24 protein-coding genes are annotated in these 25,263 nt (G+C 69.1%); 13 read left to right on the top strand and 11 right to left on the bottom strand.

The annotated features are described in order from the left end of the window. Positions 1–4: 4 nt before the first annotated feature. From V2S05_RS04480 to tkt, 5 genes are read right to left on the bottom strand one after another with little or no spacing between them, the layout of a single operon-like run. Positions 5–940, bottom strand: coding sequence for a glucose-6-phosphate dehydrogenase assembly protein OpcA (locus V2S05_RS04480; RefSeq protein WP_271637460.1), 936 nt, complete (start codon positions 938–940; stop codon positions 5–7). Then, a complete protein-coding gene (gene zwf / locus V2S05_RS04475; RefSeq protein WP_413634098.1) occupies positions 937–2,481 on the bottom strand; it encodes a glucose-6-phosphate dehydrogenase in 1,545 nt (514 codons plus the stop codon). The genes V2S05_RS04480 and zwf overlap by 4 nt, the downstream gene beginning before the upstream one ends. Positions 2,482–2,515: 34 nt before the next feature. Continuing rightward, a complete protein-coding gene (locus V2S05_RS04470; protein ID WP_413634097.1) occupies positions 2,516–4,114 on the bottom strand; it encodes a glucose-6-phosphate isomerase in 1,599 nt (532 codons plus the stop codon). Continuing rightward, a complete protein-coding gene (gene tal, locus V2S05_RS04465; RefSeq protein WP_413634096.1) occupies positions 4,111–5,223 on the bottom strand; it encodes a transaldolase in 1,113 nt (370 codons plus the stop codon). The genes V2S05_RS04470 and tal overlap by 4 nt, the downstream gene beginning before the upstream one ends. A gap of 25 nt (positions 5,224–5,248) precedes the next feature. After that, positions 5,249–7,348 (bottom strand): transketolase, encoded by a 2,100-nt coding sequence (tkt, locus tag V2S05_RS04460; protein WP_413634095.1) that lies wholly within the window; start codon positions 7,346–7,348, stop codon positions 5,249–5,251. Positions 7,349–7,605: 257 nt separating this feature from the next. Between tkt and V2S05_RS04455 the strand changes: the two genes are divergently transcribed. Beyond that, positions 7,606–8,541, top strand: coding sequence for a heme o synthase (locus V2S05_RS04455; protein WP_413634094.1), 936 nt, complete (start codon positions 7,606–7,608; stop codon positions 8,539–8,541). Positions 8,542–8,611: 70 nt separating this feature from the next. Here V2S05_RS04455 and V2S05_RS04450 read toward each other — a convergent pair whose 3' ends face one another. After that, on the bottom strand, positions 8,612–9,754 hold the full coding sequence (locus V2S05_RS04450) for a COX15/CtaA family protein (RefSeq protein ID WP_413634093.1): 1,143 nt from the start codon (positions 9,752–9,754) through the stop codon (positions 8,612–8,614). A gap of 238 nt (positions 9,755–9,992) precedes the next feature. Here V2S05_RS04450 and sufB point away from each other — a divergent pair, with 238 nt between their 5' ends. The 11 genes from sufB (at position 9,993) to V2S05_RS04395 (ending at position 20,373) form a co-directional block, all read left to right on the top strand. Then, the gene (sufB, locus tag V2S05_RS04445) at positions 9,993–11,411 is read left to right on the top strand and encodes a Fe-S cluster assembly protein SufB (protein WP_271637467.1); all 1,419 of its coding nucleotides are present in this window, start codon (positions 9,993–9,995) and stop codon (positions 11,409–11,411) included. Further along, the gene (gene sufD, locus V2S05_RS04440) at positions 11,411–12,607 is read left to right on the top strand and encodes a Fe-S cluster assembly protein SufD (RefSeq protein ID WP_413634091.1); all 1,197 of its coding nucleotides are present in this window, start codon (positions 11,411–11,413) and stop codon (positions 12,605–12,607) included. The genes sufB and sufD overlap by 1 nt, the downstream gene beginning before the upstream one ends. Next, positions 12,604–12,930 carry a non-heme iron oxygenase ferredoxin subunit gene (locus V2S05_RS04435; RefSeq protein WP_271637469.1) on the top strand — a complete coding sequence of 109 codons (327 nt, stop codon included), beginning with the start codon at positions 12,604–12,606 and terminating at the stop codon, positions 12,928–12,930. The genes sufD and V2S05_RS04435 overlap by 4 nt, the downstream gene beginning before the upstream one ends. Then, entirely contained in the window at positions 12,931–13,701 is a 771-nt protein-coding gene (gene sufC / locus V2S05_RS04430) for a Fe-S cluster assembly ATPase SufC (protein WP_413634090.1), read from the top strand. Positions 13,702–13,710: 9 nt separating this feature from the next. Then, the gene (locus tag V2S05_RS04425) at positions 13,711–14,040 is read left to right on the top strand and encodes a metal-sulfur cluster assembly factor (RefSeq protein WP_271637471.1); all 330 of its coding nucleotides are present in this window, start codon (positions 13,711–13,713) and stop codon (positions 14,038–14,040) included. Position 14,041: 1 nt separating this feature from the next. Then, positions 14,042–15,235 carry a MalY/PatB family protein gene (locus tag V2S05_RS04420; protein WP_413634089.1) on the top strand — a complete coding sequence of 398 codons (1,194 nt, stop codon included), beginning with the start codon at positions 14,042–14,044 and terminating at the stop codon, positions 15,233–15,235. Beyond that, on the top strand, positions 15,232–16,650 hold the full coding sequence (locus V2S05_RS04415; protein ID WP_413634088.1) for an MFS transporter: 1,419 nt from the start codon (positions 15,232–15,234) through the stop codon (positions 16,648–16,650). The genes V2S05_RS04420 and V2S05_RS04415 overlap by 4 nt, the downstream gene beginning before the upstream one ends. A gap of 136 nt (positions 16,651–16,786) precedes the next feature. After that, positions 16,787–17,389 (top strand): biotin transporter BioY, encoded by a 603-nt coding sequence (locus V2S05_RS04410; protein ID WP_271637474.1) that lies wholly within the window; start codon positions 16,787–16,789, stop codon positions 17,387–17,389. Beyond that, a complete protein-coding gene (locus V2S05_RS04405; protein WP_413634086.1) occupies positions 17,386–18,066 on the top strand; it encodes an energy-coupling factor ABC transporter ATP-binding protein in 681 nt (226 codons plus the stop codon). Before V2S05_RS04410 ends, V2S05_RS04405 begins: the two co-directional genes overlap by 4 nt. After that, positions 18,063–18,659, top strand: coding sequence for an energy-coupling factor transporter transmembrane component T family protein (locus V2S05_RS04400; protein WP_413634085.1), 597 nt, complete (start codon positions 18,063–18,065; stop codon positions 18,657–18,659). The genes V2S05_RS04405 and V2S05_RS04400 overlap by 4 nt, the downstream gene beginning before the upstream one ends. Positions 18,660–18,774: 115 nt before the next feature. Beyond that, positions 18,775–20,373 carry an ABC-F family ATP-binding cassette domain-containing protein gene (locus V2S05_RS04395; protein WP_271637477.1) on the top strand — a complete coding sequence of 533 codons (1,599 nt, stop codon included), beginning with the start codon at positions 18,775–18,777 and terminating at the stop codon, positions 20,371–20,373. Between the two features lie 19 nt (positions 20,374–20,392). On the opposite strand, the gene V2S05_RS04390 is transcribed toward V2S05_RS04395, so the two are convergent. Continuing rightward, positions 20,393–21,190 carry an SURF1 family protein gene (locus tag V2S05_RS04390; RefSeq protein WP_413635238.1) on the bottom strand — a complete coding sequence of 266 codons (798 nt, stop codon included), beginning with the start codon at positions 21,188–21,190 and terminating at the stop codon, positions 20,393–20,395. A 202-nt stretch (positions 21,191–21,392) separates the two neighbouring features. Beyond that, a complete protein-coding gene (locus V2S05_RS04385; RefSeq protein WP_413634084.1) occupies positions 21,393–21,755 on the bottom strand; it encodes a DUF3099 domain-containing protein in 363 nt (120 codons plus the stop codon). A 101-nt stretch (positions 21,756–21,856) separates the two neighbouring features. Here V2S05_RS04385 and V2S05_RS04380 point away from each other — a divergent pair, with 101 nt between their 5' ends. Further along, positions 21,857–22,567, top strand: a complete 711-nt coding sequence (locus tag V2S05_RS04380) for a beta-ketoacyl-ACP reductase (protein ID WP_413634082.1) — start codon at positions 21,857–21,859, stop codon at positions 22,565–22,567. A gap of 24 nt (positions 22,568–22,591) precedes the next feature. Here V2S05_RS04380 and V2S05_RS04375 read toward each other — a convergent pair whose 3' ends face one another. The 3 genes from V2S05_RS04375 to glgC form a co-directional block, all read right to left on the bottom strand. Beyond that, complete coding sequence (locus V2S05_RS04375; protein WP_413634081.1) at positions 22,592–23,287, bottom strand: alpha/beta fold hydrolase; 696 nt, start codon at positions 23,285–23,287, stop codon at positions 22,592–22,594. Between the two features lie 62 nt (positions 23,288–23,349). Beyond that, positions 23,350–23,985 carry a phosphoserine phosphatase SerB gene (gene serB / locus V2S05_RS04370; RefSeq protein ID WP_413634079.1) on the bottom strand — a complete coding sequence of 212 codons (636 nt, stop codon included), beginning with the start codon at positions 23,983–23,985 and terminating at the stop codon, positions 23,350–23,352. 16 nt (positions 23,986–24,001) lie between these two features. Next, complete coding sequence (glgC, locus tag V2S05_RS04365) at positions 24,002–25,243, bottom strand: glucose-1-phosphate adenylyltransferase (protein ID WP_413634078.1); 1,242 nt, start codon at positions 25,241–25,243, stop codon at positions 24,002–24,004. Positions 25,244–25,263: the final 20 nt, after the last annotated feature.

Here is a 25,263-nt window from a genome sequence, read left to right as displayed (position 1 = left end):
CCGATCATGCCTCCTGCTCGGGCGGGCCGAGGTGCGACCAGCCCTCGGTGATGACCCGACCATAGAGCAGATCCGCATCCAGCCGGCGCAGCTCCTCGGCGAGGCACTCCCGCAGCGTGCGCCGCGGCAGGTGCAGCTCGTGGTCGGGCTGGCCGGGCTGGGTCAGCACGGCGACGCTCGGTGAGGGGCGCTCGAGCAGGATGTCGCCGCTGGCGCGGGTGAGGCGCACCGACTTGATGCCCTCCTCCCACTCGCTCGGATCCTCGTACGACCAGGTCACCGGCACCTCGAGCGCCATCTGCAGCCATGCGGCGAGCAGGGCGGTCGACGGCGACGCCGCAGCGCCGCGCACCTCGGCGCTGGTCACGTCTTCGAACGGCGGCTGGTCGAGCACGGCGGCGAGCTGCTCACGCCAGTGCGTCAGACGGGTCCAGGCGAGGTCCGTGTCTCCGGGGGCGTGCGTGCGGCCCAGCAGGCTGAGGCGATCGCGCACGTCCGAGCTCGTGGCAGCGTCCGTGATGCGCCGCTGCGCGATCCGGCCCAGGGGCGAGTCGGCCGCATCCAGAGGTGCCTCGTCCGGCCACCACGCGACGACCGGGGCATCCGGAAGCAGCAGCCCGGTGACCAGGCTCTCGGCGTTGCTCGCGGCATCGCCGAAGGCGCGCAGCACCACCACCTCGCTCGCGCCGGCGTCGCCGCCCACGCGGATCTGCGCGTCGAGACGGGCGTCGCCGTCGCCGACCGTGAGCACGATGACGCGCATCGGGTGCTCGCGGGATGCGTCGTTGGCCGCCTCGATCGCCTCTTCGGCCACGCCGTTGCGGGCGGCGATGATCAGGGTCAGCACGCGGCCGAGGGCGACCGCGCCGCCCTCCTCGCGCACCTTGACGAGCTGTTTGGCGACCTGGCTGATCGTGGTGTCGGGGATGTCGATGATCACGGGCGTCTCCAGACTCGTCCGTCGCGGGCAAGGAGGTCGTCGGCCGAGGCGGGGCCCCACGATCCGGGAGCGTACTGCTCGGGCTGCTCATCGAGCGAAGCCCAGTACTGCTCGATCGGGTCGAGGATCTTCCACGACAGCTCGACCTCCTCGTGCCGCGGGAAGAGCGGGGGGTCTCCCAGCAGCACGTCGAGGATGAGGCGCTCGTACGCCTCGGGGCTCGCCTCGGTGAAGGCGTGTCCGTAGCCGAAGTCCATCGTCACGTCGCGCACCTGGGTGCCGGCGCCTGGGACCTTCGAGCCGAAGCGGATCGTGACGCCCTCGTTCGGCTGCACGCGGATGACCAGGGCGTTCTGACCGATCTCGGAGGCGCGGCCCATCAGGTGGTGCGGTGCGCGCTTGAAGACGACGGCGATCTCGGTGACCCGGCGACCGAGGCGCTTCCCGGTGCGGAGGTAGAAGGGCACGCCTGCCCAGCGGCGGGTCGCGATCTCGAGCTTGAGGGCTGCGTAGGTCTCGGTGGTCGACTGCGGGTTCATCCCCTCCTCTTCGAGGAAGCCGTTGACCTTCTCGCCGCCCTGCCAGCCGCCGGCGTACTGGCCGCGGGCGGCAGCCAGCGACAGGTCGTCGGGCAGCTGCACCGCCGCGAGGACCTTCTCCTTCTCGGCGCGCAGGTGCTCGGCCGACAGACTGATCGGCTCCTCCATCGCTGTGAGGGCGAGAAGCTGCAGCAGGTGGTTCTGGATGACGTCGCGCGCGGCGCCGATGCCGTCGTAGTATCCCGCACGTCCGCCCACGCCGATGTCCTCGGCCATGGTGATCTGCACGTGGTCGATGTGGTTGCGGTTCCAGATCGGCTCGTACAGCTCGTTCGCGAAGCGCAGCGCGAGGATGTTCTGCACCGTCTCCTTGCCGAGGTAGTGGTCGATGCGGAAGATCGAGTCGGCGGGGAATGCGACCTCGAGCGCGCTGTTCAGCGCGCGAGCGGACTCGAGGTCATCGCCGAACGGCTTCTCGATCACGACGCGGCGCCAGCAGGTGTCGTCGTCGCTGTGCTCGCCGACCAGCCCCGATTCCTTCAGCTGGCGTGCCACCGTGGGGAAGTCCTTCGGCGGGATCGACAGATAGAAGGCGTGGTTGCCCATGGTGCCGCGCTCGACGTCGAGCGTCTCGACGGTCTCGCGCAGGCGTGCGAACGACTGCGGGTCGTCGAACGTGCCCTGCACGAACCGGATGCCCTGCAGCAGCTGCTGCCACGTCTCCTCGCGGAACTCGGTGCGGGAGTGCTCCTTCACGGCGTCGTACACGACCTTCGCGAAGTCCTGGTCCTCCCAATCGCGCCGGGCGAAGCCGACGAGGGCGAAGCCGGGCGGGAGCAGGCCGCGGTTGGCGAGGTCGTAGACCGCGGGCATGAGCTTCTTGCGCGACAGGTCGCCGGTCACGCCGAAGATCACCAGGGCGCTCGGGCCTGCGATGCGGTTCAGGCGCCGATCATCGGGATCGCGGAGGGGATTGTGTCCGCGGGAGACGGTGGCAGTCATCGGTGGGGGATATCTCCAAGTCGTGAGGATGGTCTCACTGGGCGGCTTCGAAGAGCGCCAGCACGTCATCCACGGCGTCTGTGATGGTCAGGGTGACGACGGGGCGACCGAGTCCGTCGAGCACGGCCGCGTCGCCGGCGGCCTGGGCTTCGATCAGCTGTCCGAAGGTGAACGGGCGCCCGGGGATCTCGAGATCGACGTCGGTGCGCTCGGTGATCTGCAGGAACACGCCCTGGGCGGGGCCGCCCTTGTGATACTGGCCGGTCGAGTGCAGGAAGCGCGGCCCCCACCCGAACGTCGTCGGGCGTCCGGAGTCGGCGGCCACCATCTCGCGCAGCCCCTGGAGCTGCGGCATGTCGGTGCGGTCGACGTACGCCTGGATCGCCACGTACCCGTCAGACCCGAGGCGAGCCCACAGGGCATCGAGCACGCCGGCGAGCGTGCCGGAGCCGAGCAGCGCCGGGTCGGAAGCGCGAACCTCGATCCCGCTCTCGATGAATGCGGCCGCGGTCGCTTCCGGCCTGGCCTCCAGGAGTCCGCGCGCGGCGCTCTTGGCGGCTTCGACGTCGGGCTGATCGAACGGATCGATGCCGAGCAGTCGACCGGCGATCGCGGTCGCGTACTCCCAGAGCAGGAACTGGGCTCCGAGCGTTCCGCTGACGAGGATCTCGCCCTGGTGCCGCAGATGCAGCTCGCCTGCGTCGTCGACGAGCCGCACGATCTGCAGATCGTGCGGGAAGGACTCGACCTCGGGGGAGACGGGCAGCAGCACCACCGGGAGGATGCCGGTACCGCCCTTCCCGGTGGACTCGGCGATCAGCTGCTCGATCCAGTCGGGCAGCCCCTCGATGTGGGTGCCGTCGCTGATCAGCCCGAGCTTGTCGCGACGCGGCTCGGTGCCCACGATCGCGGCAGCCAGGCGGAGCGCCGGATTCTCTGGCGAGTCGACGGCGAACTGCAGCAGTGAGGCCTCGGCCTCGTCGAGCAGCTCGGCGATGTCGGCGCCCGCGAGCCCTGAGGGGACCAGGCCGAACGCCGTGAGTGCGGAGTACCTCCCGCCGACGTTCGGATCGGCGGTGAAGACGCGGTATCCGGCATCCCGTGCCGACGCCTCCAGCGGCGATCCCGGGTCGGTGACGACGATGATCCGCTCGGCGGGATCGATTCCGAGGTCGCTGAAGGCGGCCTCGAAGGCGCGCCGCTGCGAGTCGGTCTCGATCGTCGAGCCGGACTTCGACGAGACGACCAGCGCCGTGCGCGCCAGGCCGTCGTCGATCGCCCGCAGCACCTGGGCGGGTGCCGTGCTGTCGAGGATGGTCAGCGGCACGCCGGCGGTGTTCGCGATGACCTCGGGGGCGAGCGACGAGCCGCCCATGCCCGCCAGCACGACGCGGTCGATGCCGCGTGCGCGGAGATCGTCGCGCAGGGCGACGATCTCCGCGACGAGCGGACGGGAATTCGAGACGGCGTCGACCCAGCCCAGGCGCACGGATGCCTCGGCGGAGGCATCCGCACCCCACAGATCGCTGTCGGCCGCGGTGACACGTGACGCGACGAGGTCGTCGACCAGCACGCGCACGAGCTGGTCGACAGCGGCCTCAGCCGCTTGCGACACGTGCACCGAGACGGTCATCGTGCCGCTTCCAGGACCTTCGCGACGCTGTCGAGCAGGCCGTGCCAGGAGTCGATGAACTTCGCCACGCCCTCCTCCTCGAGCACCCGGGTGACGTCGTCGAAGTCGACGCCGACGGCCTCGAGGCTGGCCATCACCTCGTGCGACTCGGCGTAGGTCGAGGTGATGGTGTCACCGGTGACCTCGCCGTGGTCGAAGGTCGCCTCGAGGGTCTTCTCGGGCATGGTGTTCACCACGCCGGGGGCGACGAGCTGGGTAACGTACAGGGTGTCGGGCAGGTTTGGGTCCTTCACGCCGGTGGACGCCCACAGCGGACGCTGCAGGTTGGCTCCGGCCTCGATGAGATCCTGTGCGCGCTTCTCGGCGAACTTCTTCTCGAAGAGCTCGTAGGCCAGGCGCGCGTTGGCGAGCCCCGCCTTGCTCTTCAGCGCCAGCGCCTCGTCGGTGCCGATCTGCTCGAGACGCTTGTCGGTCTCCGTGTCGACGCGCGAGACGAAGAACGACGCGACCGAGTGGATGCTCGACAGGTCGAGGCCCGCAGCCTTCGCGCCTTCCAGACCCGCGAGGTAGGCGTCGATGACATCGTTGTAGCGCTCCAGGCTGAAGATCAGGGTGACGTTCACGCTGATGCCCGCGGCGATGGCCTCGGTGATCGCGGGAAGGCCGGCCTTGGTGGCGGGGATCTTCACCAGCAGGTTGGGGCGGTCGATCTTCTGCCACAGCTCCTTGGCTGAAGCGACCGTGCCCTCGGTGTCGTGGGCGAGATCGGGGGAGACCTCGATCGAGACGCGGCCGTCGACGTGGTTCGTCGCCTCCCACACCGGGCGGAACACGTCGAGCGCATCGGCCACGTCCTGCGTGGTGGCGGCGAAGACCGCCTCGGATGCACTGGCTCCCGCGACGGCGAGCTGGTGGGTCTGCTCGTCGTAGGACGTGTCGTTCTCATCCATCAGCGCCGTCGCGAAGATCGTCGGGTTCGTGGTGACGCCGACGACGTTGCGGGTGTCGATCAGGTGCTTGAGGTTTCCGGAGCTGATGCGCGTGCGCGACAGGTCGTCGAGCCAGATGCTGACGCCGGCCTGGGAGAGATTGTGCGTGGGGGTGCTCATGTCTGTCGTCCTCCTTCTGCGGCGCTCAGCGCGCCGCGTCGGCGATGGTCTCGCGTGCGGCCGCGACGACCGCCTCGGCGGTGACGCCGAACTTCTCGAACAGGGTCTTGTAGTCGGCGGATGCGCCGAAGTGGTCGATGCCGATCGAGCGACCGCGGTCGCCGACGATGCCGCGCCAGCTGGCGACGGAACCGGCCTCGACCGAGACGCGTGCGGTGACGGATGCCGGCAGCACCGACTCGCGGTAGGCCTCGTCCTGCTCGGCGAACCATTCCAGAGACGGCGCGGACACCACGCGGGCGTTCACGCCCTCGGCTGCGAGCGTCTCGCGTGCGGCGACCGCCAGCTGCACCTCGGAGCCGGTGGCGATGAGGATCACATCGGGCGTGCCGCTCGGCGCCTCGGCGAGGACGTAGGCGCCCTTGGCGGTAGCGGCCGCCGAGGCGAACGTGTCGCCCGAGGCGTCGCCGTCGCCGCGCTCGAACACGGCGATGTTCTGCCGCGTCAGCGCGATGCCGGCCGGTCCGCCGTGACGGCGCAGCAGCTCGAGCCACGCGGCGGCGGTCTCGTTGGCGTCGGCGGGGCGCACGACGGTGAAGTTGGGGATCAGGCGCAGCGACGCGAGCTGCTCGATCGGCTGGTGCGTCGGGCCGTCCTCGCCCAGTGCCACCGAGTCGTGGGTCCAGACGAAGATGCTCGGAACGTTCATCAGCGCGGCCAGACGCACCGCGGGGCGCATGTAGTCGCTGAAGATGAGGAAGGTGCCGCCGAACGCGCGCGTCGGGCCGTGCAGCACGATGCCGTTGATGATCGCGCCCATCGCGTGCTCGCGGATGCCGAAGTGCAGCACCCGGCCGTAGGGGTTGCCCTTCCACTCGTGGGTCGACCACTCGGTCGGGATGAACGACGGGGCATCCTTGATGGTCGTGAGGTTCGACTCGGCCAGGTCGGCCGAGCCGCCCCACAGCTCGGGCAGCTGCGCCGCCAGCGCGTTGATGACCTGACCGGATGCTGCGCGGGTCGAGACGTCCTTGCCTGCTTCGAAGACCGGCAGAGCGTCGACGATGCCCTCGGGCAGCTCGGGCGCCTCGAGGCGGTCGAGCAGGGCCTTGCGCTCGGGGTTCGCCTCTGCCCACGCGTCGAACGACTTCTGCCACTCCGCACGCGCGTCAGCGGCCCGCTGCCCGAGGGCGCGGGTGTGTGCGATGACGTCGTCGGCGACGACGAAGTGCTGCTCGGGGTCGAAGCCGAGCACCTTCTTCGTGGCGGCGAGCTCGTCGGCGCCCAGCGCCGATCCGTGGATCTTGCCGGTGTTCTGCTTGCCGGGCGAGGGCCAGCCGATGATGGTCTTCAGGATGATCAGCGAGGGCTTGGACTGCTCGCCCTGTGCGGCGGTGATCGCGGCGTGCAGCTCGGCGACGTCCTCGACGTACTCGCCCGTCTTCTTCCAGTCGACCGTCTGCACGTGCCAGCCGTAGGCTTCGTAGCGTGCGGCGACGTCTTCGGTGAATGCGACGTCGGTGTCGTCCTCGATGGAGATCTGGTTCGAGTCGTAGATCGCGATGAGGTTGCCCAGCTGCTGGTGGCCCGCGAGCGACGACGCCTCGCTGGTCACGCCCTCCTGCAGGTCGCCGTCGCCCGCGACCACGTAGACGAAGTGGTCGAACGGGCTGGTGCCGGCGGCGGCATCCGGGTCGAACAGTCCCCGCTCGTACCGGGCGGCGTATGCGAAGCCGACCGCCGACGCGAGGCCCTGGCCGAGCGGGCCGGTGGTGATCTCGACGCCCTTGGTGTGCCCGTACTCGGGATGGCCGGGTGTCTTGGATCCCCAGGTGCGCAGCGACTCGAGGTCTTCGAGCTCGAGGCCGAAGCCGCCGAGGTACAGCTGCACGTACTGCGTCAGCGAGGAGTGGCCGACCGAGAGGACGAAGCGGTCGCGGCCGAGCCAGTCGGTGTCGGTTGGATCGTGACGCATCACGCGCTGGTAGAGGAGGTACGCCGCGGGAGCGAGGCTCATCGCCGTGCCGGGGTGACCGTTGCCCACCTTCTCGACGGCGTCCGCCGCAAGCACTCGGGCGGTGTCCACCGCACGTCGATCGATCTCATCCCAGTGCAGTTCTGCCACAGCCATACTCCTTAAGACGCTTGGGGACGCTCCCGCATTCCTGCGCCTTCCGCGTCTTCACGGAGTGGATCTGCACAGCAGCGGGTGCGCGAGTGGGTTTCAGCATAGCGGGGGGCACAGGACGGTCCGGAGAGTGTTGCATCCGGCTTCTAGAGGGCGGATAATCGCCCGCTCGCGACTTCGCGCAGCGCCTCGCGCCGTCCGTGCGCCGGCCGGGCACGACACGCCGGGTGGCGTAGGATGGAAGGACGTTCGCCATGTATAAGGAGGGGATCGCGATCTCGACGACATCGCAGGCCGCCGCGACTCATCACTCGGTCGGCCAGAGGATCCGCGGATACATCGCCCTCACCAAGCCTCGTGTGCTCGAGCTTCTGCTCGTCTCCACCGTTCCGGTGATGTTCCTCGCCGAGCGGGGGATGCCCGACATCTGGCTCGTCGTCGCGACGGTCATCGGCGGAGCGATGAGCGCATCGTCGGCGGCATCGTTCAACATGTACCTCGATCGCGACATCGACGTGCACATGAAGCGCACCGAGAACCGACCTCTGGTCACGGGCGAGGTCTCGCCGCGCGGCGCCCTGGTGTTCTCGTGGGTGCTCGCCGTGGCATCCACCGTCTGGCTGCTGCTGACGACCAACTGGCTGACCGCGACGCTCTCCGTCGTCGCCATCTTCTTCTACGTCGTGATCTACACGATGATCCTGAAGCGTCGCACCGAACAGAACATCGTCTGGGGCGGCATCGCAGGATGCTTCCCGGTGCTCATCGGGTGGAGCGCTGTCACCGGCTCGCTGGACTGGCCGCCGTTCGTGCTGTTCACGCTCGTCTTCCTGTGGACGCCGCCGCACTACTGGCCGCTGTCGATGAAGTACAAGGACGACTACGACGACGTCGACGTGCCGATGCTCGGCGTCACGCGCTCAGCGTCGCAGGTCGGCCTGCAGGTCATCCTTTACGCGTGGGCGACGGTGGCCTGCTCCCTGCTGCTCGTGCCCGTCGCGCACATGGGGCTCGTCTACACCGTCTCCGCGCTCGTCTTCGGCGGCTGGTTCATCTACGAGTCGCACCGCCTCTACAACCGCGCCGTGCACGGCGGTGAGGCGCGCCCGATGCGGGTGTTCCACGCGTCGATCACCTACCTCACGCTGATCTTCCTCGCGGTCGCGGTCGACCCGCTGCTGCCGTTCTGACCGCCGGTCGACCGCGCAGCCAGAGGCCCCCACCGGAATAGATCCGGTGGGGGCCTCTGGCGTTGCGCGATCAGTCGACGGGTCTCTTCAGCTTGGTGACCACCACCATGTAGATGGCGGCCGACAGCGCGGCGAGAACCATGTGCGCGCCGACGAGGATCGGCGGCAGCCCCGTGCGGGCCTGCAGCACGCCGACACCCACCTGCACGGCGATCGCCGCGGTCAGCGCGAGCAGCCAGGTGCGCGGACGCAGGCGCATCGTCCAGCTCGCGATGAGCAGCGTGAGCACGAGCGCGGCGAGGATGTAGCCGGGCCACGAATGCACGTGGGCGAGCACGGTCGCGTCGAAGCCCTGCCGCTTGATCGCTTCGTCGCCCGAGTGCGGCCCCGATCCGGTCGTCAGCACGCCGACGACGATCGTGGTGGCCAGAGCGAGGCCGGTGACGTGGGTCAGCACCGAGAACCACGTCGGCACCGCCGCCACGCGCGGAGCGTCGGGGGTGCCGAGTCGGACGAGGAAGAGCGCCGTCACGCAGACGAGGGCGAGCGAGACCGTGTAGTGGAAGCCGACGATGAAGGCGTTCAGACTGCTGATCACCGCGAACCCGCCGACCACGGCCTGGGCCATGACACCGATGAGCACGACCCAGGCGAGCACCGCGAGGTCTTTGCGCGGCATCGGCTGGCGAAGCGAATCGCTGGCGCCGACGAGCACCGCCAGCAGCAGCGCCGCCGACATGAACGCCGCCGCGATCACCGCCGTCGTCCGCTCGTCTGCTCCGGGCAGGCCCACCAGAACGGTGCCGATGTAGACCAGGACGCCGAGCACGATGCCGCCGAGAGCGAACCAGAGCGCGCGCACCACCAGGCGGCGGCCGCTGAGGACGTGCAGGGTGAGCATCAGCACGGCGAGCGCGAGCAGGCCGACGACGCCGGTCATGACGCGGTTGCCGAACTCGATCGCGCCGTGCAGGCCCTGCACCTCGAGGATCGGCACGAGCGACTCAGGGGTGCACAGCGGCCACTCCGAGCACCCGAGCCCGGAGCCGGTCAGACGCACCGCCCCGCCGGTGCCGATGATGATCACCTCGGCGAGGAACGACAGCCAGGCGAACACCCGCAGTCGTCGGCCGATCGTCGTCGGCAGCCACCCGAAGGAATCGCTGCGGGCGCGCCTGCGCGGGAGGGTGTCCGGAGCGGCGTTGTGGTTCATGGTGCCTCCGGTTCGCGGAATCGACAGGCGGGCGCGGCCCGCTCGCGAGGCGGAACCTGTAGAATCGGGATTGTGATGAGGGGCGCTTCCAGCGCGGATTCCCTCACCGACAGTTTAGGCGCGAGTCCTGCGCCGAAGATGAGGGCCTATGAGCGGCATCCTTTCCCCGAAGACTCGACGGGGAACCGGTGTGCCGGGGCGGATGACACCGTCTGGGCCGGATTGAGGAGAGTGTGTCATGTCGGATGTGCTGATCGACCGCCCGGAACTCGATGGGCTGGGGGTGTACGAGTTCGGCTGGCACGACGCTGACGCAGCCGGAGCCAGCGCGCGCCGCGGCCTCTCCGAGGATGTCGTGCGCGACATCTCGGCTCTCAAGAGCGAACCGGAGTGGATGCTCAAGACCCGCCTCAAGGGGCTGTCGCTGTTCGACCGCAAGCCGATGCCCACCTGGGGAGCGGATCTCAGCGAGATCGACTTCGACAACATCAAGTACTTCGTCCGCTCCACCGAGAAGCAGGCGCAGAGCTGGGAAGACCTTCCCGACGACATCAAGAACACCTACGAGCGGCTCGGCATCCCCGAGGCGGAGCGCCAGCGGCTCGTGGCCGGCGTCGCCGCGCAGTACGAGTCCGAGGTCGTGTACCACCAGATCCGCGAGGATCTGGAGGCGCAGGGCGTCATCTTCATGGACACCGACACGGCGCTGCGCGAGCACCCCGAGTTCTTCGAGGAGTACTTCGGCACCGTCATCCCCACCGGCGACAACAAGTTCGCCGCGCTGAACACGGCCGTGTGGTCGGGCGGTTCGTTCGTGTACGTGCCCAAGGGCGTGCACGTCGAGATCCCGCTGCAGGCGTACTTCCGCATCAACACCGAGAACATGGGTCAGTTCGAGCGCACCCTGATCATCGCCGACGAAGACAGCTACGTCCACTACATCGAGGGCTGCACCGCTCCGATCTACAAGTCGGACTCGCTGCACTCGGCGGTCGTCGAGATCATCGTGAAGAAGAACGCCCGCGTGCGTTACACGACGATCCAGAACTGGTCGAGCAACGTGTACAACCTCGTCACCAAGCGCGCGGTCGCCCACGAGGGCGCCACCATGGAATGGGTCGACGGCAACATCGGCTCCAAGGTGACGATGAAGTACCCGTCGATCTACCTGATGGGCGAGCATGCCAAGGGCGAGACCCTCTCGGTCGCCTTCGCCGGTCCCGGCCAGCACCAGGACGCCGGCGCGAAGATGGTGCACATGGCGCCGTACACGCAGTCGTCGATCGTCTCGAAGTCGATCGCTCGCGGCGGCGGACGCGCCGGCTACCGCGGTGAGGTCCGCGTCGACGCCGCCGCACACCACTCCGCCAACTCGGTGGTCTGCGACGCCCTGCTCGTCGACACGCAGTCGCGCTCCGACACCTACCCGGCGATCGACATCCGCGTCGACGACGTGCAGCTCGGGCACGAGGCCACGGTCTCGAAGGTCAGCGAGGAGCAGCTGTTCTACCTGCAGTCGCGCGGCATCGAGGAGACCGAGGCCATGGCGATGATCGTGCGCGGGTTCATCGAGCCCATCGCACGAGAGCTGCCCATGGAGTACGCGATGGAACTGAACAAGCTCATCGAGATGGGCATGGAAGGATCGGTCGGCTGATGACGGCCCCCACCCAGGCGCCCGAGCTGGCGCCGCAGACGAACGCGCACATCGACCCGGCCGCCCAGGTCGCGAACGCAGGCTTCGTGCCGGTGCAGACCCGCTCCGAGCGGCCCCGGTCGTTCGACCCCGCGGACTTCGGCGTGCCCACCGGGCGCGAGGTCAACTGGAAGCACACGCCCGTCGCGCAGCTGAAGACGCTGTTCGATGCGGCAGGCGCGAGCGACGCCGTCACGTACACCTTCAGCCACGAGCAGTACGTGAGCGCCCCGCTCGCGCACGGAGCGTCCCCGCGCGGCGAGTTCTTCGTGCCGGAGGACGTCGTCTCGGCCGTGGCGTGGCAGGGTGCGACTGAGGCCCTGCACCTCAGCATCCCCGCCGACGAAGAGGTGGCCGAGCCGATCATCGTCACGATCGACGGCCGCGGCGGCCGTGCCGACTCGCACATCGTGGTCGAGGCCGGGCGCCACAGCGCCGCGACCGTGGTGCTGCAGCACCGCGGCACAGCCGAGTACGCGCAGAACGTCGAGATCGTCGTGCGCGACGGCGCGAAGCTGAAGCTGGTCACCGTGCAGCGCTGGGAGGACGACGCGGTGCACGCGGCCGCCCACCAGGCGCGCGTCGACCGCGACGCAGAGCTCACGCACATCGTCGTCAGCCTCGGCGGCGGCGTCGTTCGGGTGAACCCCAACGTCGAGCTGGCCGGCACCGGATCGCATGGATACCTGTACGGTCTGTCGTTCGCCGACTCGGGGCAGCATCTCGAGAGCCAGGTGTACCTGCATCACAAGGGTGCGCACACGACCGGCGATGTGCTCTACAAGGGGGCCCTGCACGGCGAGAGCGCGCACAGTGTGTGGATCGGCGATGTGCTGATCGGACCCGACGCGACCGGCACCGACTCCTACGAGGCGAACCGCAACCTGGTGCTCACCGAGGGCGCCCGCGCCGACTCGATCCCGAACCTCGAGATCCAGACCGGCGACATCGCCGGCGCCGGCCACGCCAGCGCCACGGGTCGCTTCGACGACGAGCAGCTGTTCTACCTGCAGGCGCGCGGCATCTCGGAGGAGGAGGCCCGTCGCCTCGTCGTGTTCGGCTTCCTCACCGAGGTCGTGCAGCGCATCGGCATCCCGTCGCTGCAGGACGAGCTGACCGCAGCCCTCGAGGCCGAGCTCGAGGCGGTGAGCAAGTGAGCGCACAGCGCGCCTGCAGCGTCAGCGAGCTCGAGCAGGACACGCCCCTGCGCGTCGAGCTCGACGGCATCGCGATCTCGATCGTGAAGGACGGCGACGACCAGATCCACGCGATCGGCGACCGCTGCACGCACGGCGACATCTCGCTGTCCGAGGGGTTCGTGGAAGGCAAGACGCTGGAGTGCTGGGCCCACGGCTCGGCGTTCTCGCTCGAGACCGGCCGCCCCCTCAACCTCCCCGCTTACGAGCCCGTCCCCGTCTTCGTCGTAGAGATCGACGGCGACGACGTGCTCATCGACCCCTCTGTCACTAAGGAAGTCTGAATGTCTGTTCTCGAGATCCGCGACCTGCACGTAACGGTCGAGACCGACCAGGGCGAGACGCCGATCCTCAACGGGATCGACCTCACCATCAAGACCGGTGAGACGCACGCCATCATGGGCCCCAACGGCTCGGGCAAGTCGACCCTCGCCTACACGATCGCCGGTCACCCCAAGTACACCGTCACCCAGGGCACCATCACGTTCGACGGGGAGGATGTGCTCGAGATGAGCGTCGACGAGCGCGCCCGCGCCGGACTGTTCCTCGCGATGCAGTACCCGGTCGAGATCCCCGGTGTCACCGTGACGAACTTCCTGCGCACCGCCAAGACCGCGATCGATGGCGAGGCGCCTTCGATCCGCCAGTGGACGAAAGACGTCAAGGAGGCCATGGGCAACCTGCGCATGGACCCCAAGTTCGCGCAGCGCAACGTCAACGAGGGCTTCTCGGGCGGCGAGAAGAAGCGTCACGAGATCATGCAGCTCGAGGTGCTCAAGCCGAAGTTCGCCGTGCTGGACGAGACCGACTCCGGTCTGGACGTCGACGCGCTGAAGATCGTCTCGGAGGGCGTCAATCGCGCCAAGGAGGCGACCAACCTCGGTGTGCTGCTGATCACGCACTACACGCGCATCCTGCGCTACATCCGGCCGGACTTCGTGCACGTCATCGTCAAGGGCCGGATCGTCGAAGAGGGCGGCTCCGAGCTCGCCGACCGTCTCGAGGAAGAGGGCTACGACCGCTTCCTCGACCCCGCCGAGCCCATCGAAGCGTAGGCTGAGAGCATGACCGCGACGCTCACTCCCGAGAAGTTCGACGAGGTCACCGAGGCTCTGAAGGACGTCATGGACCCGGAGCTCGGGATCAACGTCGTCGACCTCGGCTTGATCTACGATCTGTCCTGGGACGACGAGAACGACGCGCTGGTCATCCACATGACGCTGACCAGCGCCGGATGCCCGCTGACCGACGTTCTCGAGGAGCAGACCGCCCAGGCGCTGGACTCGGTGGTCGACCAGTTCCGGATCAACTGGGTCTGGATGCCGCCGTGGGGTCCGGAGCGGATCACCGACGACGGCCGCGACATGATGCGTGCCCTCGGGTTCGCGATCTGACATGACGGCGGACGTCGTCGCTCTTCCCCTGGCGGAGCTGCGGCAGCGCACGAGCGAGAAGTGGCGGGAGTACCCGGAAGGGGTGCTCCCGCTCTTCGTCGCCGAGACCGACTTCGCGCTCGCCCCCGAGATCACCAAGGCGCTCGAACGCGCCGTGCGGGTGGGGGACACCGGCTACATCGCCTCCAGGACGCCGCTCGCGACGGCCTACTCGGCGTTCGCCGAGCGACGCTTCGGCTGGGCACCCGATCCGGCAGGCATGCGCAGCACCGCCGACGTGAGCATGGGCATCGTCGAGATCCTCCGTCGGACCATCGCTCCCGGCGAGAGGGTGATCGTCAACCCGCCGGTGTACCCGCCGTTCTTCGAGCTCGTCGAAGAGGCCGGTGGCGTCGTCGAGCGCGTGCCTCTGCGCGACACCGGCGAGGCATGGCAGATCGATCTCGACGCGATCGAAGGGGCGCTGGCAGCCGGGGCGAAGGCGGTGCTGCTGTGCAACCCGCACAACCCGACCGGGACGGTGCACTCCGCCACGACCCTGCGCGCCCTCGCCGAGATCGCGGCCGCGCACGGCGCGACGGTGGTGTCGGACGAGATCCATGCGCCACTCGCACAGCCTGATGCCGGATACATGCCGTTCCTCGCCGCAGGAGACGCGGCGAGGGAAGTAGGGTACGCCGTGGTCAGTGCCAGCAAGGCGTTCAATCTGGCCGGATTGAAGTGCGCGCTGATGGTCGCCGCGAGTGACAGGACCCGACGCGTGCTCCGGGAGATGCCGGTCGAGGTCGAGTGGCGCACCGGTCAGTTCGGTCTGATAGCGGCCGTCGCCGCATTCGCCCCCGAGAGCGACGCCTGGCTTGACGCGCTGCTGCGCACGCTCGACGAGAACCGACGTCTGCTCGGCGCGCTGCTGGCCGAGCAGCTGCCCGGCGCGCGCTACCGGATGCCGGATGCCGGCTACCTCGCCTGGATCGACCTCACCGACCTGGGGTGGGGGCCGAACCCCGCTCGACGCATCCTGCGCGAGGCGGAGGTCGCGCTGCACTTCGGACCGGCGTTCGGTGCGGAGGGGGCAGGGCACGTCCGGCTCAACTTCGGCACGAGCCCGGAGATCATCACCGAGGCCGTCGCGCGGATGGGCGCGCTCCGCGTCGGCTCGCTGACGGGGCATCCCACCTCAGAGGCGGAGGCGTGACCGAGAGAGCTCCGGCCGCGACGATCTGGGATGCCACCCGCCTCGGGATCACGATCGGCTCGGTCGTGCTCATCTTCCTCGCCGCGATCGAGGCACTCGCCGTCACCACGGTGATGCCGGTGGTGAGCGTCGACCTGCACGGCGAGGCGCTCTACGCGGTCGCGTTCTCGGGCACGCTCGCCACGAGCGTCATCGGCATGGTGGCCGCCGGAACCTGGAGTGACCGCGCGGGGCCACGCGGCGCGCTATACACGGCGGTCGCGCTGTTCCTGGCCGGGCTGATCGTCTCCGGCATCGCCCCCGACATGCACACCTTCCTCGTCGGCCGTCTCATCCAGGGGCTCGGCGCGGGCGGTCAGACGGTCGCGCTGTACGTCGTGGTCGCGCGGGTGTATCCACCGCACCTGCATGGGCGGATCTTCGCCGCCTATGCCGCAGCCTGGGTCGTCCCATCGATGATCGGGCCGTTCCTGGCTGGGCTCGTCACCGAGCTGCTGCACTGGCGCTGGACCTTCCTCGGGGTCGCGGTGCTCACCGCAGCGGCATTCGTGCTCGTCGCGCGGCGCCTGCGCGACGTATCGCTGGAGGCCGACGCGGTGGAGACGGGCGACCCTGACGCGGTGCCGGATGCCCGTGTGGCCGAGACCGCGAACGCGGCACCCGCGCCGGGTTCGTTCGCAGCGCGCATGCTGCTGGCCGTCGTCGTGGCGGTGTGCGCGGTGGGGGTCGGGTTCACCGTGGAGCTGCCGTTCCCGATCGGAGGGCCACTGGCCCTGGTCGGCATCATCGTGATCGGCATCGCCCTGCTGCCGCTGCTGCCAGGGCGCACTCTGCGTGCGGCACCGGGCCTGCCGAGCGTCGTGCTGACCCGCGGACTCATCGCTGGGGCGTTCTTCGCGGCCGAGGCGTACATCCCGAAGCTGCTGATGGATGAGCATGACTTCTCGCCGTCCATCGCCGGCCTGGCACTGACACTGGCGGCTCTCGGCTGGTCAGGCGCATCCGCGGTGCAGGGCCGGTGGGGAGACCGGCTCGGCAGCCGGCGCATCATGCTCATCACGTTCACCCTCCTCATCTCGGCACTCGTCGGCATCCTGTCCGTCGTGCTCGTCTGGCCTGCGCCCTGGATCGTCGTGGTCGGGTGGGGCCTCGCGGGGGCGGGGATGGGCCTGCTCTATCCCCGGCTGACGGTGCTCACCCTGGCCCACTCGACGACTCGCGACGAGGGGTTCAATTCGTCGGCGCTGTCGATCTCGGATGCCACCGGATCCGCCCTCGCGGTGGCCGTCGCCGGTCTTGGCTTCGTCGCCCTTCCGCTGTTCGGCAGCGGCTTCGCGAGCGTGTACGCGTTCGCTGCTGCCTGCACCGTGGCCGCTCTGCTGCCCGGTCTGCGAATGGGCGATCCGGTGCGCTGACGGTCGTCTGTCCGACAAGATCCGCGCCCGCACACTGTAGGTGTCGTCCAGGGCCGACAGCGATGTGCTCAATACTGTGGGAATCGACAACACGAATGCTGTTTCGTGCACATAATCCACGACCATCGGAGGATCGATGACTCCTGACCGCCGTCCACTCAGCGCTGATCTCGCGCGTATCGCCGTCTTCGCCGCTCTGGTGATCGTGCTCGGCACGGTCATGGTGCCGCTGCCGAGCGGAGTTCCGATCACAGGCCAGACGCTGGGTGTCATGCTCGCCGGACTCGTGCTGGGCGCGCGACGCGCCCCGCTCTCGATCCTGCTCGTGCTGGCGCTCGCGGCGATCGGACTGCCGGTGCTCGCCGGGGGCCGCGGAGGCCTGGGCGCCTTCGTAGGACCGACCGCCGGGTACATGCTGGGCTGGGTGGCGGGGGCGATGCTGATCGGCCTGATCGCGCACAGCGGGCGCTTCACCTGGTGGCGTGCGGCCGGCGGCGCCCTCATCGGCGGCATCCTCGTCGTCTACCTTTTCGGCGTTCCGGTGCAGGCCGCGGTCACCGGGGTGCCGCTGGATGTGACGGCACTGTCGACCATCGCCTTCCTGCCCGGCGATCTGCTCAAGGCGGCGCTCGCGACTGTGCTCGCCGTCGCCCTGCACCGCGCCTATCCGCGCGCCTTTCCGGTCAGCGCGGGCGCGCACGGCCGCGCGGTCCGGACCGGTGCCGTGCCGGCGCAGTGACCCGCGCCCACGTCGCGTTCGACGACGTGTCCTACGAGGTCGACGGTGTTCCGATCCTGACGGGTGTCACGACGGCACTGGCCGCCCGGCGCACAGCGGTGATCGGCGCGAACGGCTCAGGCAAGTCGACCTTCGCCCGCATGATCAACGGACTGCGTCAGCCCACGTCGGGGGCCGTGCGCGTTCTGGGGCTCGACCCTGCCGCCGAGGCGACGCGCGTGCGCTCGCGCGTCGGCTTCGTGTTCACCAACCCCGAGGCGCAGATCCTCATGCCGACGCCCGCCGAGGATCTGGCGCTCTCCCTCGCGTCCGTGCCGCGTGCGATGCGCGCGGCACGGGTCGAGCGGATCCTCGACGAGTACGGGCTCGCGGGTCGCGGCGATCAGCCGGTGTCCGAGCTCTCCGGCGGCCAGCGACAGCTGTTGGCGCTGGCGGCGGTGCTGTGCACAGAGCCGCAGCTCGTCGTCGCCGATGAGCCGACGACGCTGCTCGATCTGCGCAACGCCCGCCGGATCGCCGATCTGCTTCTGACCCTCGCGGTGCCCGTCGTGATCGTCACGCACGACCTCGAGCTGGCAGCGCGCTGTGACGAAGCAGTGCTCTTCGACGGAGGGCGGCTCGTCGCCGAGGGGGAGCCCAGGGGCGTGATCGAGACCTACCGCCGGGTCAGCTCGTGATCTCGCTGTACCGGCCCGGCGACAGCATCCTGCATCGGGTCTCTGCCGGGTGGAAGCTGCTGGGTCTTGCGACCAGCGCTCTGGCCATCTCGATCGCGCGCCCGGGGACGACCTGCACGCTGGTGCTGCTCGGGGCAGCCTCGCTGGTGCTGCTCGCCGCCGGTGCGAAGGTGCCGGATCTGCTCCTCGTGTGGTGGCGTCTGCGCTGGCTCATCATCGTGCTGGGCGGCGCACTCGTCGTCTTCGTCAGCGTCGCCGCGGCCGTGCAGAACACCGGACGCGTGGTGGCGCTGCTGCTGCTCGCCGAGGCTCTGACGAGAACCACGAAGACGAGCGATCTGCTCGACGTGCTGCGCACGCTGTTCCGGCCGCTGCGTGTGTTCGGCATCGATCCCGACACACCGGCCCTGGCGGTCTCGCTGACGATCGCGATGGTGCCGGTGCTCGCGGGCCTTCTCGAGCAGGTGCGTGACGCGCAGCGCGCCAGGGGAGTGCGGCTCGCAGCGCGAGCAGCCGTGCCGCTGCTCGTGCTCGCGATGAAGCACGCGGATGACGTCGGCGATGCGCTCACGGCTCGGGGGCTCGGCCGCTGACATCGCCGACGCCGCCGTCGACGTCGTGCTCACCCTGAAAGGGCCCCGAGCCGCCCGCGAACTATACTGGGAGGCTGGCCCTTCGGCCGCCTCCCCCCAACGAACGGATACCGCTGTGCTCGCCGTGCATGACCTCGAGATCCGCGTCGGAGCACGCGTGCTCATGTCGGACGTGTCGTTCCGGGTCGCCGCGGGCGACAAGATCGGCCTCGTCGGACGCAACGGCGCCGGCAAGACCACGCTCACCAAGGTGCTCGCCGGTGACGTCCTCGCCTCCGAGGGCAAGGTCACGCGCTCGGGTGAGATCGGCTACCTCCCGCAGGATCCGCGCATCGGCGACCCCGAGATGCTCGCCAGGACGCGCATCCTGGATGCGCGTGGGCTCGGGACCATCCAATTGGGCATCGCCACGGCCTCGCACGACATGGCATCCGACGACCCCAAGATCGCCGAGCGCGCCATGCGGAAGTTCGCCAATCTGACCGAGCGCTTCGAGGCGCTGGGTGGTTACGCGGCCGAGGCCGAGGCGGCATCCATCGCGAACAACCTCTCGCTGCCCGACCGCATCCTCGACCAGCCGCTGAGCACCCTCTCGGGTGGGCAGCGGCGCCGGATCGAGCTCGCGCGCATCCTGTTCTCCGACGCCGACACCATGATCCTCGACGAGCCGACCAACCACCTCGACGCCGACAGCGTCGTCTGGCTGCGCGAGTTCCTGAAGAACTACAAGGGCGGGCTCATCGTGATCAGTCACGACGTGGAGCTCGTCGGCGAGACGGTCAACCGGGTGTTCTACCTCGACGCGAACCGTCAGGTCATCGACATCTACAACATGAACTGGAAGAACTACCTGCGCCAGCGGGTGGCCGATGAGGAGCGCCGGAAGAAGGAGCGCGCGAACGCCGAGAAGAAGGCGACCCAGCTGCAGCTTCAGGCGGCGCGATTCGGCGCCAAGGCGTCGAAGGCGGCCGCCGCGCACCAGATGGTGGCGCGAGCCGAGAAGCTGCTGTCCGGCCTCGACGAGGTGCGCCAGGTCGATCGAGTCGCCAAGCTGCGATTCCCCAAGCCCGCACCGTGCGGGAAGACCCCGCTGATGGCATCCGGCCTGTCTAAGTCGTACGGCTCGCTCGAGATCTTCACCGACGTCGATCTCGCGATCGACCGGGGCTCGAAGGTCGTCGTGCTCGGGCTCAACGGCGCGGGCAAGACGACGCTGCTGCGTCTGCTCGCCGGGGTCGACCAGCCCGACACCGGTCAGCTCGAGCCCGGCCACGGACTGAAGATCGGCTACTACGCCCAGGAGCACGAGAACCTCGACGTGAAGCGGTCGGTGCTCGAGAACATGATCTCCGCCGCTCCTGATCTGAACGAGACCGAGGCGCGCAAGGTGCTTGGTTCGTTCCTCTTCACCGGCGATGACGTGCACAAGCCCGCCGGCGTTCTCTCCGGCGGCGAGAAGACGCGTCTGTCGCTGGCGACGCTCGTCGTCTCGGCGGCCAACATGCTGCTTCTCGACGAGCCGACGAACAACCTCGACCCCGCCTCCCGCGAGGAGATCCTGGGGGCCCTGGCTCACTACGAGGGTGCTGTCGTGCTCGTCTCGCACGACCCGGGAGCGGTCGCATCGCTCAACCCCGAGCGGGTGCTGATCCTGCCCGACGGCGTCGAGGACATCTGGAGCAAGGAGTATCAGGACCTCATCGAGCTCGCCTGAGCCCTGATGATCACCGGTCTCAGCGCGCCGCGGAGTCCAGCAGTGCGTCCTCGTCGGCGGCGTCCCGATCGCGGCGGCGAGGCCGGCGGGACGGCAGTTCGCCGGCATCCTCCTTCGCCTTCACGATCTCGATGCGGATGACGTAGCCGATGAACGCGAACCCCATCACGGCGAACAGGATCCACTGGATCGCGTACGACAGGTGCGGGCCCGGATCGTCGGTGGGGGAGGCGAATCCACCCAAGGCGGAAGCCGCGGCAGGATCCTCCGAGACGAGCTGCCCGTAGGCGCTCGTAACCAGCGACGCATCCACTCGGTCGGCGATCGTCGGCAGGTGGATCGTGGGCACCTGTCCTTCCGGTGCGCTGCGACCCGACGACGGAAGCCGCTCACCGGCGCGCAGGCGCACCACCACAGTGCTCTCTCCCTCGGGGGGCGCGGGCACCGTCTTGGGCACAGTGTCCTCGCCGGGCGAGATCCAGCCGCGATCCACCAGCAGCACCACACCGCTCTCGTCACGGAAGGGCACGAGCACCTCGAACGCGCTCGTGCCGCCGTGCGGTCGGTTCCTCACGAGCAGCTGCTCGTCGGCGAGGTACTCACCGACGAGCAGCACCGGATGCCATTCGTCGGCCGGCGCGAGCGCCCGCCCGTCGCCGAGCAGGTCCGCGACGGGCACGGGCTGCGCGTCGTAGTTCCGCTCGACCAGTGCGATCTGCGCGGCGCGCGACTCGTTGCGGTCGAACTGCCACTGCGACAGGAAAGCGCACGCGATCGCGAAGCCGATCGCGACGAGCAGGTACACGCCCCAGCGCATCAGTCGGCTCACGCCGGAACCCCCTCGTGCACCGTGACGGGGAAGTCCCGTGCCCTGAGGTAGTCGCTCAGGAACCCCACGTGCGCATCGCAGGCAAGCCAGATCTTGCGCCGATCCTCGGCGTGGATGCGGGGATTGCGCCAGACGATGTGATGCGTGGCGGGTTGACGGCACGCGGCGCGCGCGCATTCCAGCTCAGCTCTCATCGGTCGTCCGCCCCGCCGTCGTCGCGGCGCTCGATGATCGTGATCACGTCCGGCTCCGCCCCGGTCGGGGACGGTGCGGAACCGCGGGGCGCTTCGAGCTGCGCGACCGGCGACTCCACGCTGCGTGGAGTGCTGTCGCTGCCCGCGTTGGCATAGACCACGGCGATGTACGGAAGGAAGATCGCGGCGACGGCGAACGCCCATGTCCACCAGCCGAGCGGCTGCACCACCACCATGAGCAGGAAGCACACCGTGCGGATGATCATCGTCAGCGCGTAACGGCGCACGCGGTGATCGGCCTCGACCTGCGGCGACTGCGGCAGGGAGGTGACGGCGGCGGCGGGGCGCTTCTCTTTCACGGTGCTTCAAGCCTACGCCGCGCCCGGCCCACGGGACGCCGTCCCGCGAGGCCGCGCTCGGTAGGATGGCGTGCGATCCGATCCCCAGTCAGGAGCCCCACATGAGCGCTGAGCGCGTCGTCCTCGTCACCGGCGGAAACCGCGGCATCGGCCGCGCCATCGCCGAACGCTTCGTCCGCGACGGATACCGCGTGGCGGTCACGGCACGCAGCGGCGAAGGACCCGAGGGCACGCTGACCGTCCGTGCCGACGTCACCGACGCCGCGGCGATCGACGCGGCGTTCACCGAGGTCGAGCAGCAGCTCGGGCCGGTGGAGATCGTGGTCGCCAACGCCGGGATCACCAAGGACACCCTTCTGATGCGCATGAGCGAGGACGACTTCGACAGCGTCGTCGCGACGAATCTCGGCGGCACCTTCCGCGTCGTCAAGCGCGCGTCGAAGGGCATGCTGCGGGCGCGCTTCGGCCGCGTCATCCTCATCTCCAGCGTCGTCGGCCTGTACGGCTCTGCAGGGCAGGTCAACTACTCCGCGTCGAAGAGCGCCCTGGTCGGCTTCGCCCGCTCGCTCACCCGCGAGCTGGGCGGGCGCGGGATCACCGCCAACGTGGTGGCTCCCGGCTTCATCGAGACCGACATGACCGCTCAGCTGCCCGAGGAGACGCAGAAGCAGTACAAGGCGAGTATTCCCGCCAGCCGCTTCGCCACCCCGGACGAGGTCGCCGGAGCCGTCGTGTGGCTGGCCGGTGATGATGCCGCCTACATCTCGGGTGCCGTCATCCCCGTCGACGGCGGCCTCGGGATGGGGCACTGACACCGATTCCGTCCGGCGACGACGTCAGCGGTCGACGGCGGCCACCAGCAGTTCGGACAGCCGGTCCGGCACGGTGAACTGCGGCCAGTGGCCGGAGCCGATCCTGACGACCTCGGCGTTCGCGATGGCGCGATATTCCTCGCCGTACGCGCCCCATTCGCCGGATTCGGCATCGACCTTCGCCTGGTCGTACGAGCCCATCAGCATCGTCACGGGCACGCCGTGCCGGCTGTCGCGGGTCAGCTGTATGGCATCGCCGGGCACGCGAGCGGGGACGGTGCGCGTGAGGGGGAGCGTTCGCGCGCGTGTCTCGTCGTCGATGTCGTACACATCCTCTTCTGGGAAGAAGTCCCAGCCCGGGAACGGCACGACGCCGTCGACGAGCGGGAAGTCGCTGATCTCCCGGCCCGGCGCTGGTGGGATCGTGTCGACGAACACGACCCGTCGCACGCGTTCGGGCCTGGCATCCGCCGCGCCCCACACGACGTTGCCGCCGCCGGAGTGCCCGACGAGCACGACCGGCTGCTCGGCCTCGTCGATCCGCCGCACGACCGCGTCGATCCAGTCCGCCATGCCGATGTCGGACGAGGCCGCAGCGGGCTCGCCGACACCCGGCATCGTCAGAGCGAGCGGTCGATGGCCGGCCACGCGGAGCGCATGCACCACCGGATCCCACGAAGAGGCGTCGAGCCAGAGACCGGGAACGAGGATGATGTCCATGCGCAGACGCTACGCGCAGGCACCGTCATCGTCCAGCGTCGGTCGACCCGGAGCATCACGAGTCAGGGCAGCAGCGGGATGATCTCGGAGAGATCCTGCGGCCCGACGACCAGCGACGCCGCGGCGCGCACGGCCGGCTTGGCGTTGAAGGCGATGCCCAGTCCGGCGACGGCCATCATCGTCAGGTCGTTCGCGCCGTCGCCGATCGCGATGGTCGCGTGCGGTGCCACACCCAGGTCGGCAGCCCAGGTCTGCAGCGATGCCGCTTTCGCGTCGGCATCGACGATCTCGCCGTCGACCGACCCGGCGAGCGAGTCTCCGTCGAGCAGCAGCCGGTTCGCGCGCCAGCGATCGACGCCCAGCTGCGGCGCGATGTGGTCGAGGATCTCGTGGAATCCGCCCGAGACGACGCCGACGATCCCGCCGCGCTCATGCACCGCGGCGGTGAGCTCGTGCACGCCCGGAGTCGGCTCGATGCGCTCGCGCACGCGCTCGAAGGCGGCCGTCGGCACCCCGCGCAGCGCGGCCACGCGTGAGCGAAGGCTGGTCGCGAAGTCGACCTCGCCTCGCATCGCCGCCTCGGTCGCCGCCTGCACCTCGGCACGGCGACCCGCCTCGTCGGCGAGCAGCTCGATCACCTCATCGCGGATGAGGGTGGAATCGGCATCGAGGACGACGAGGAAACGCGCGGCGGTCACCCGTCGAGCGTAGCGGTCAGCGCGTGATCCGAACGCCCTTGCCCACGACGGTGATGCCCGAGTCGGTCACGGTGAAGCCACGCTCCAGGTCGCGCTCGCGATCCACCCCGACCGTCGCGCCGTCCTCGAGGACGACGTTCTTGTCGAGCACCGCGCGGCGCACCCGAGATCCGAGACCCATCTGCACGTTGTCGAGCAGCACCGAGTCGGTGATCGTGGATCCGCCCAGCGCCACACCGCCGAGCCCGATGACGCTGCGCTCGATGTGCGTGCCCGACAGCACCGACCCGGCCGCGACGACCGAATCGATCGCGTTGCCGATCCGGCCCACCGCATCGCGGACGAACTTCGCCGGCGGCATATTGACGTTCTGCGTGCGGATCGGCCAGTCGGTGTTGTACAGGTTGAAGATCGGCAGCGTCGAGATCAGATCCATGTGCGCGTCGAAATACGAGTCGATGGTGCCGACGTCCCGCCAGTACGACCGGTCGCGCGGCGACGACCCCGGAACGTCGTTCTGCTTCATGTCGTAATACCCCGCCTCGCCGCGCTGGACGAAGTAGGGGATGATGTCGCCGCCCATGTCGTGTCCGGATGAGGCGGATTCGCCGTCCGCCTCGACCGCGGCGACGAGAGCATCGGCGTCGAAGACGTAGTTGCCCATCGAGACGAGCACCTCGTCGGGGGAGTCGGCAAGGCCCACCGGGTCGGCGGGCTTCTCGAGGAAGTCCCGGATGCGTCCCGTGTCGGGATCGGCGTCGATCACCCCGAACTGAGAGGCCAGAGCGATCGGCTGACGGATGCCGGCGACCGTCGCCGGTGCGCCGGAGGCGATGTGCGCGTCGATCATCTGCTGGAAGTCCATCCGGTAGACGTGATCGGCTCCGATCACGACGACGATGTCGGGCTTCTCGTCGTTGATGAGGTTGAGGCTCTGCAGGATGGCGTCGGCCGACCCCGAGAACCAGCGCTTACCGAGCCGCTGCTGGGCCGGGACCGAGGTGACGTAGGAGTCGAGCAGCGCCGACATACGCCAGTTCTGCGAGACGTGCCGGTCGAGGCTGTGCGACTTGTACTGGGTAAGCACGACGACCTGTCTGAGCCCTGAGTTGATCAGGTTCGATATCGCGAAGTCGATCAGCCGGTACTGGCCGCCGAAGGGCACCGCCGGTTTGGCTCTGTCTGCGGTGAGGGGCATGAGGCGCTTGCCCTCACCGCCGGCGAGGATGATCCCGAAAACCTTCTTTGGAGCCGACATGCGTCCACCATAGAGCGCCC

Source organism: Microbacterium sp. OR16 (assembly GCF_047306725.1).
In the GTDB taxonomy this organism is placed as follows: Bacteria; Actinomycetota; Actinomycetes; order Actinomycetales; family Microbacteriaceae; genus Microbacterium.
The sequence above is the reverse complement of the archived record's forward strand: the minus strand, read 5'-3'. Positions and strand labels throughout refer to the sequence as shown.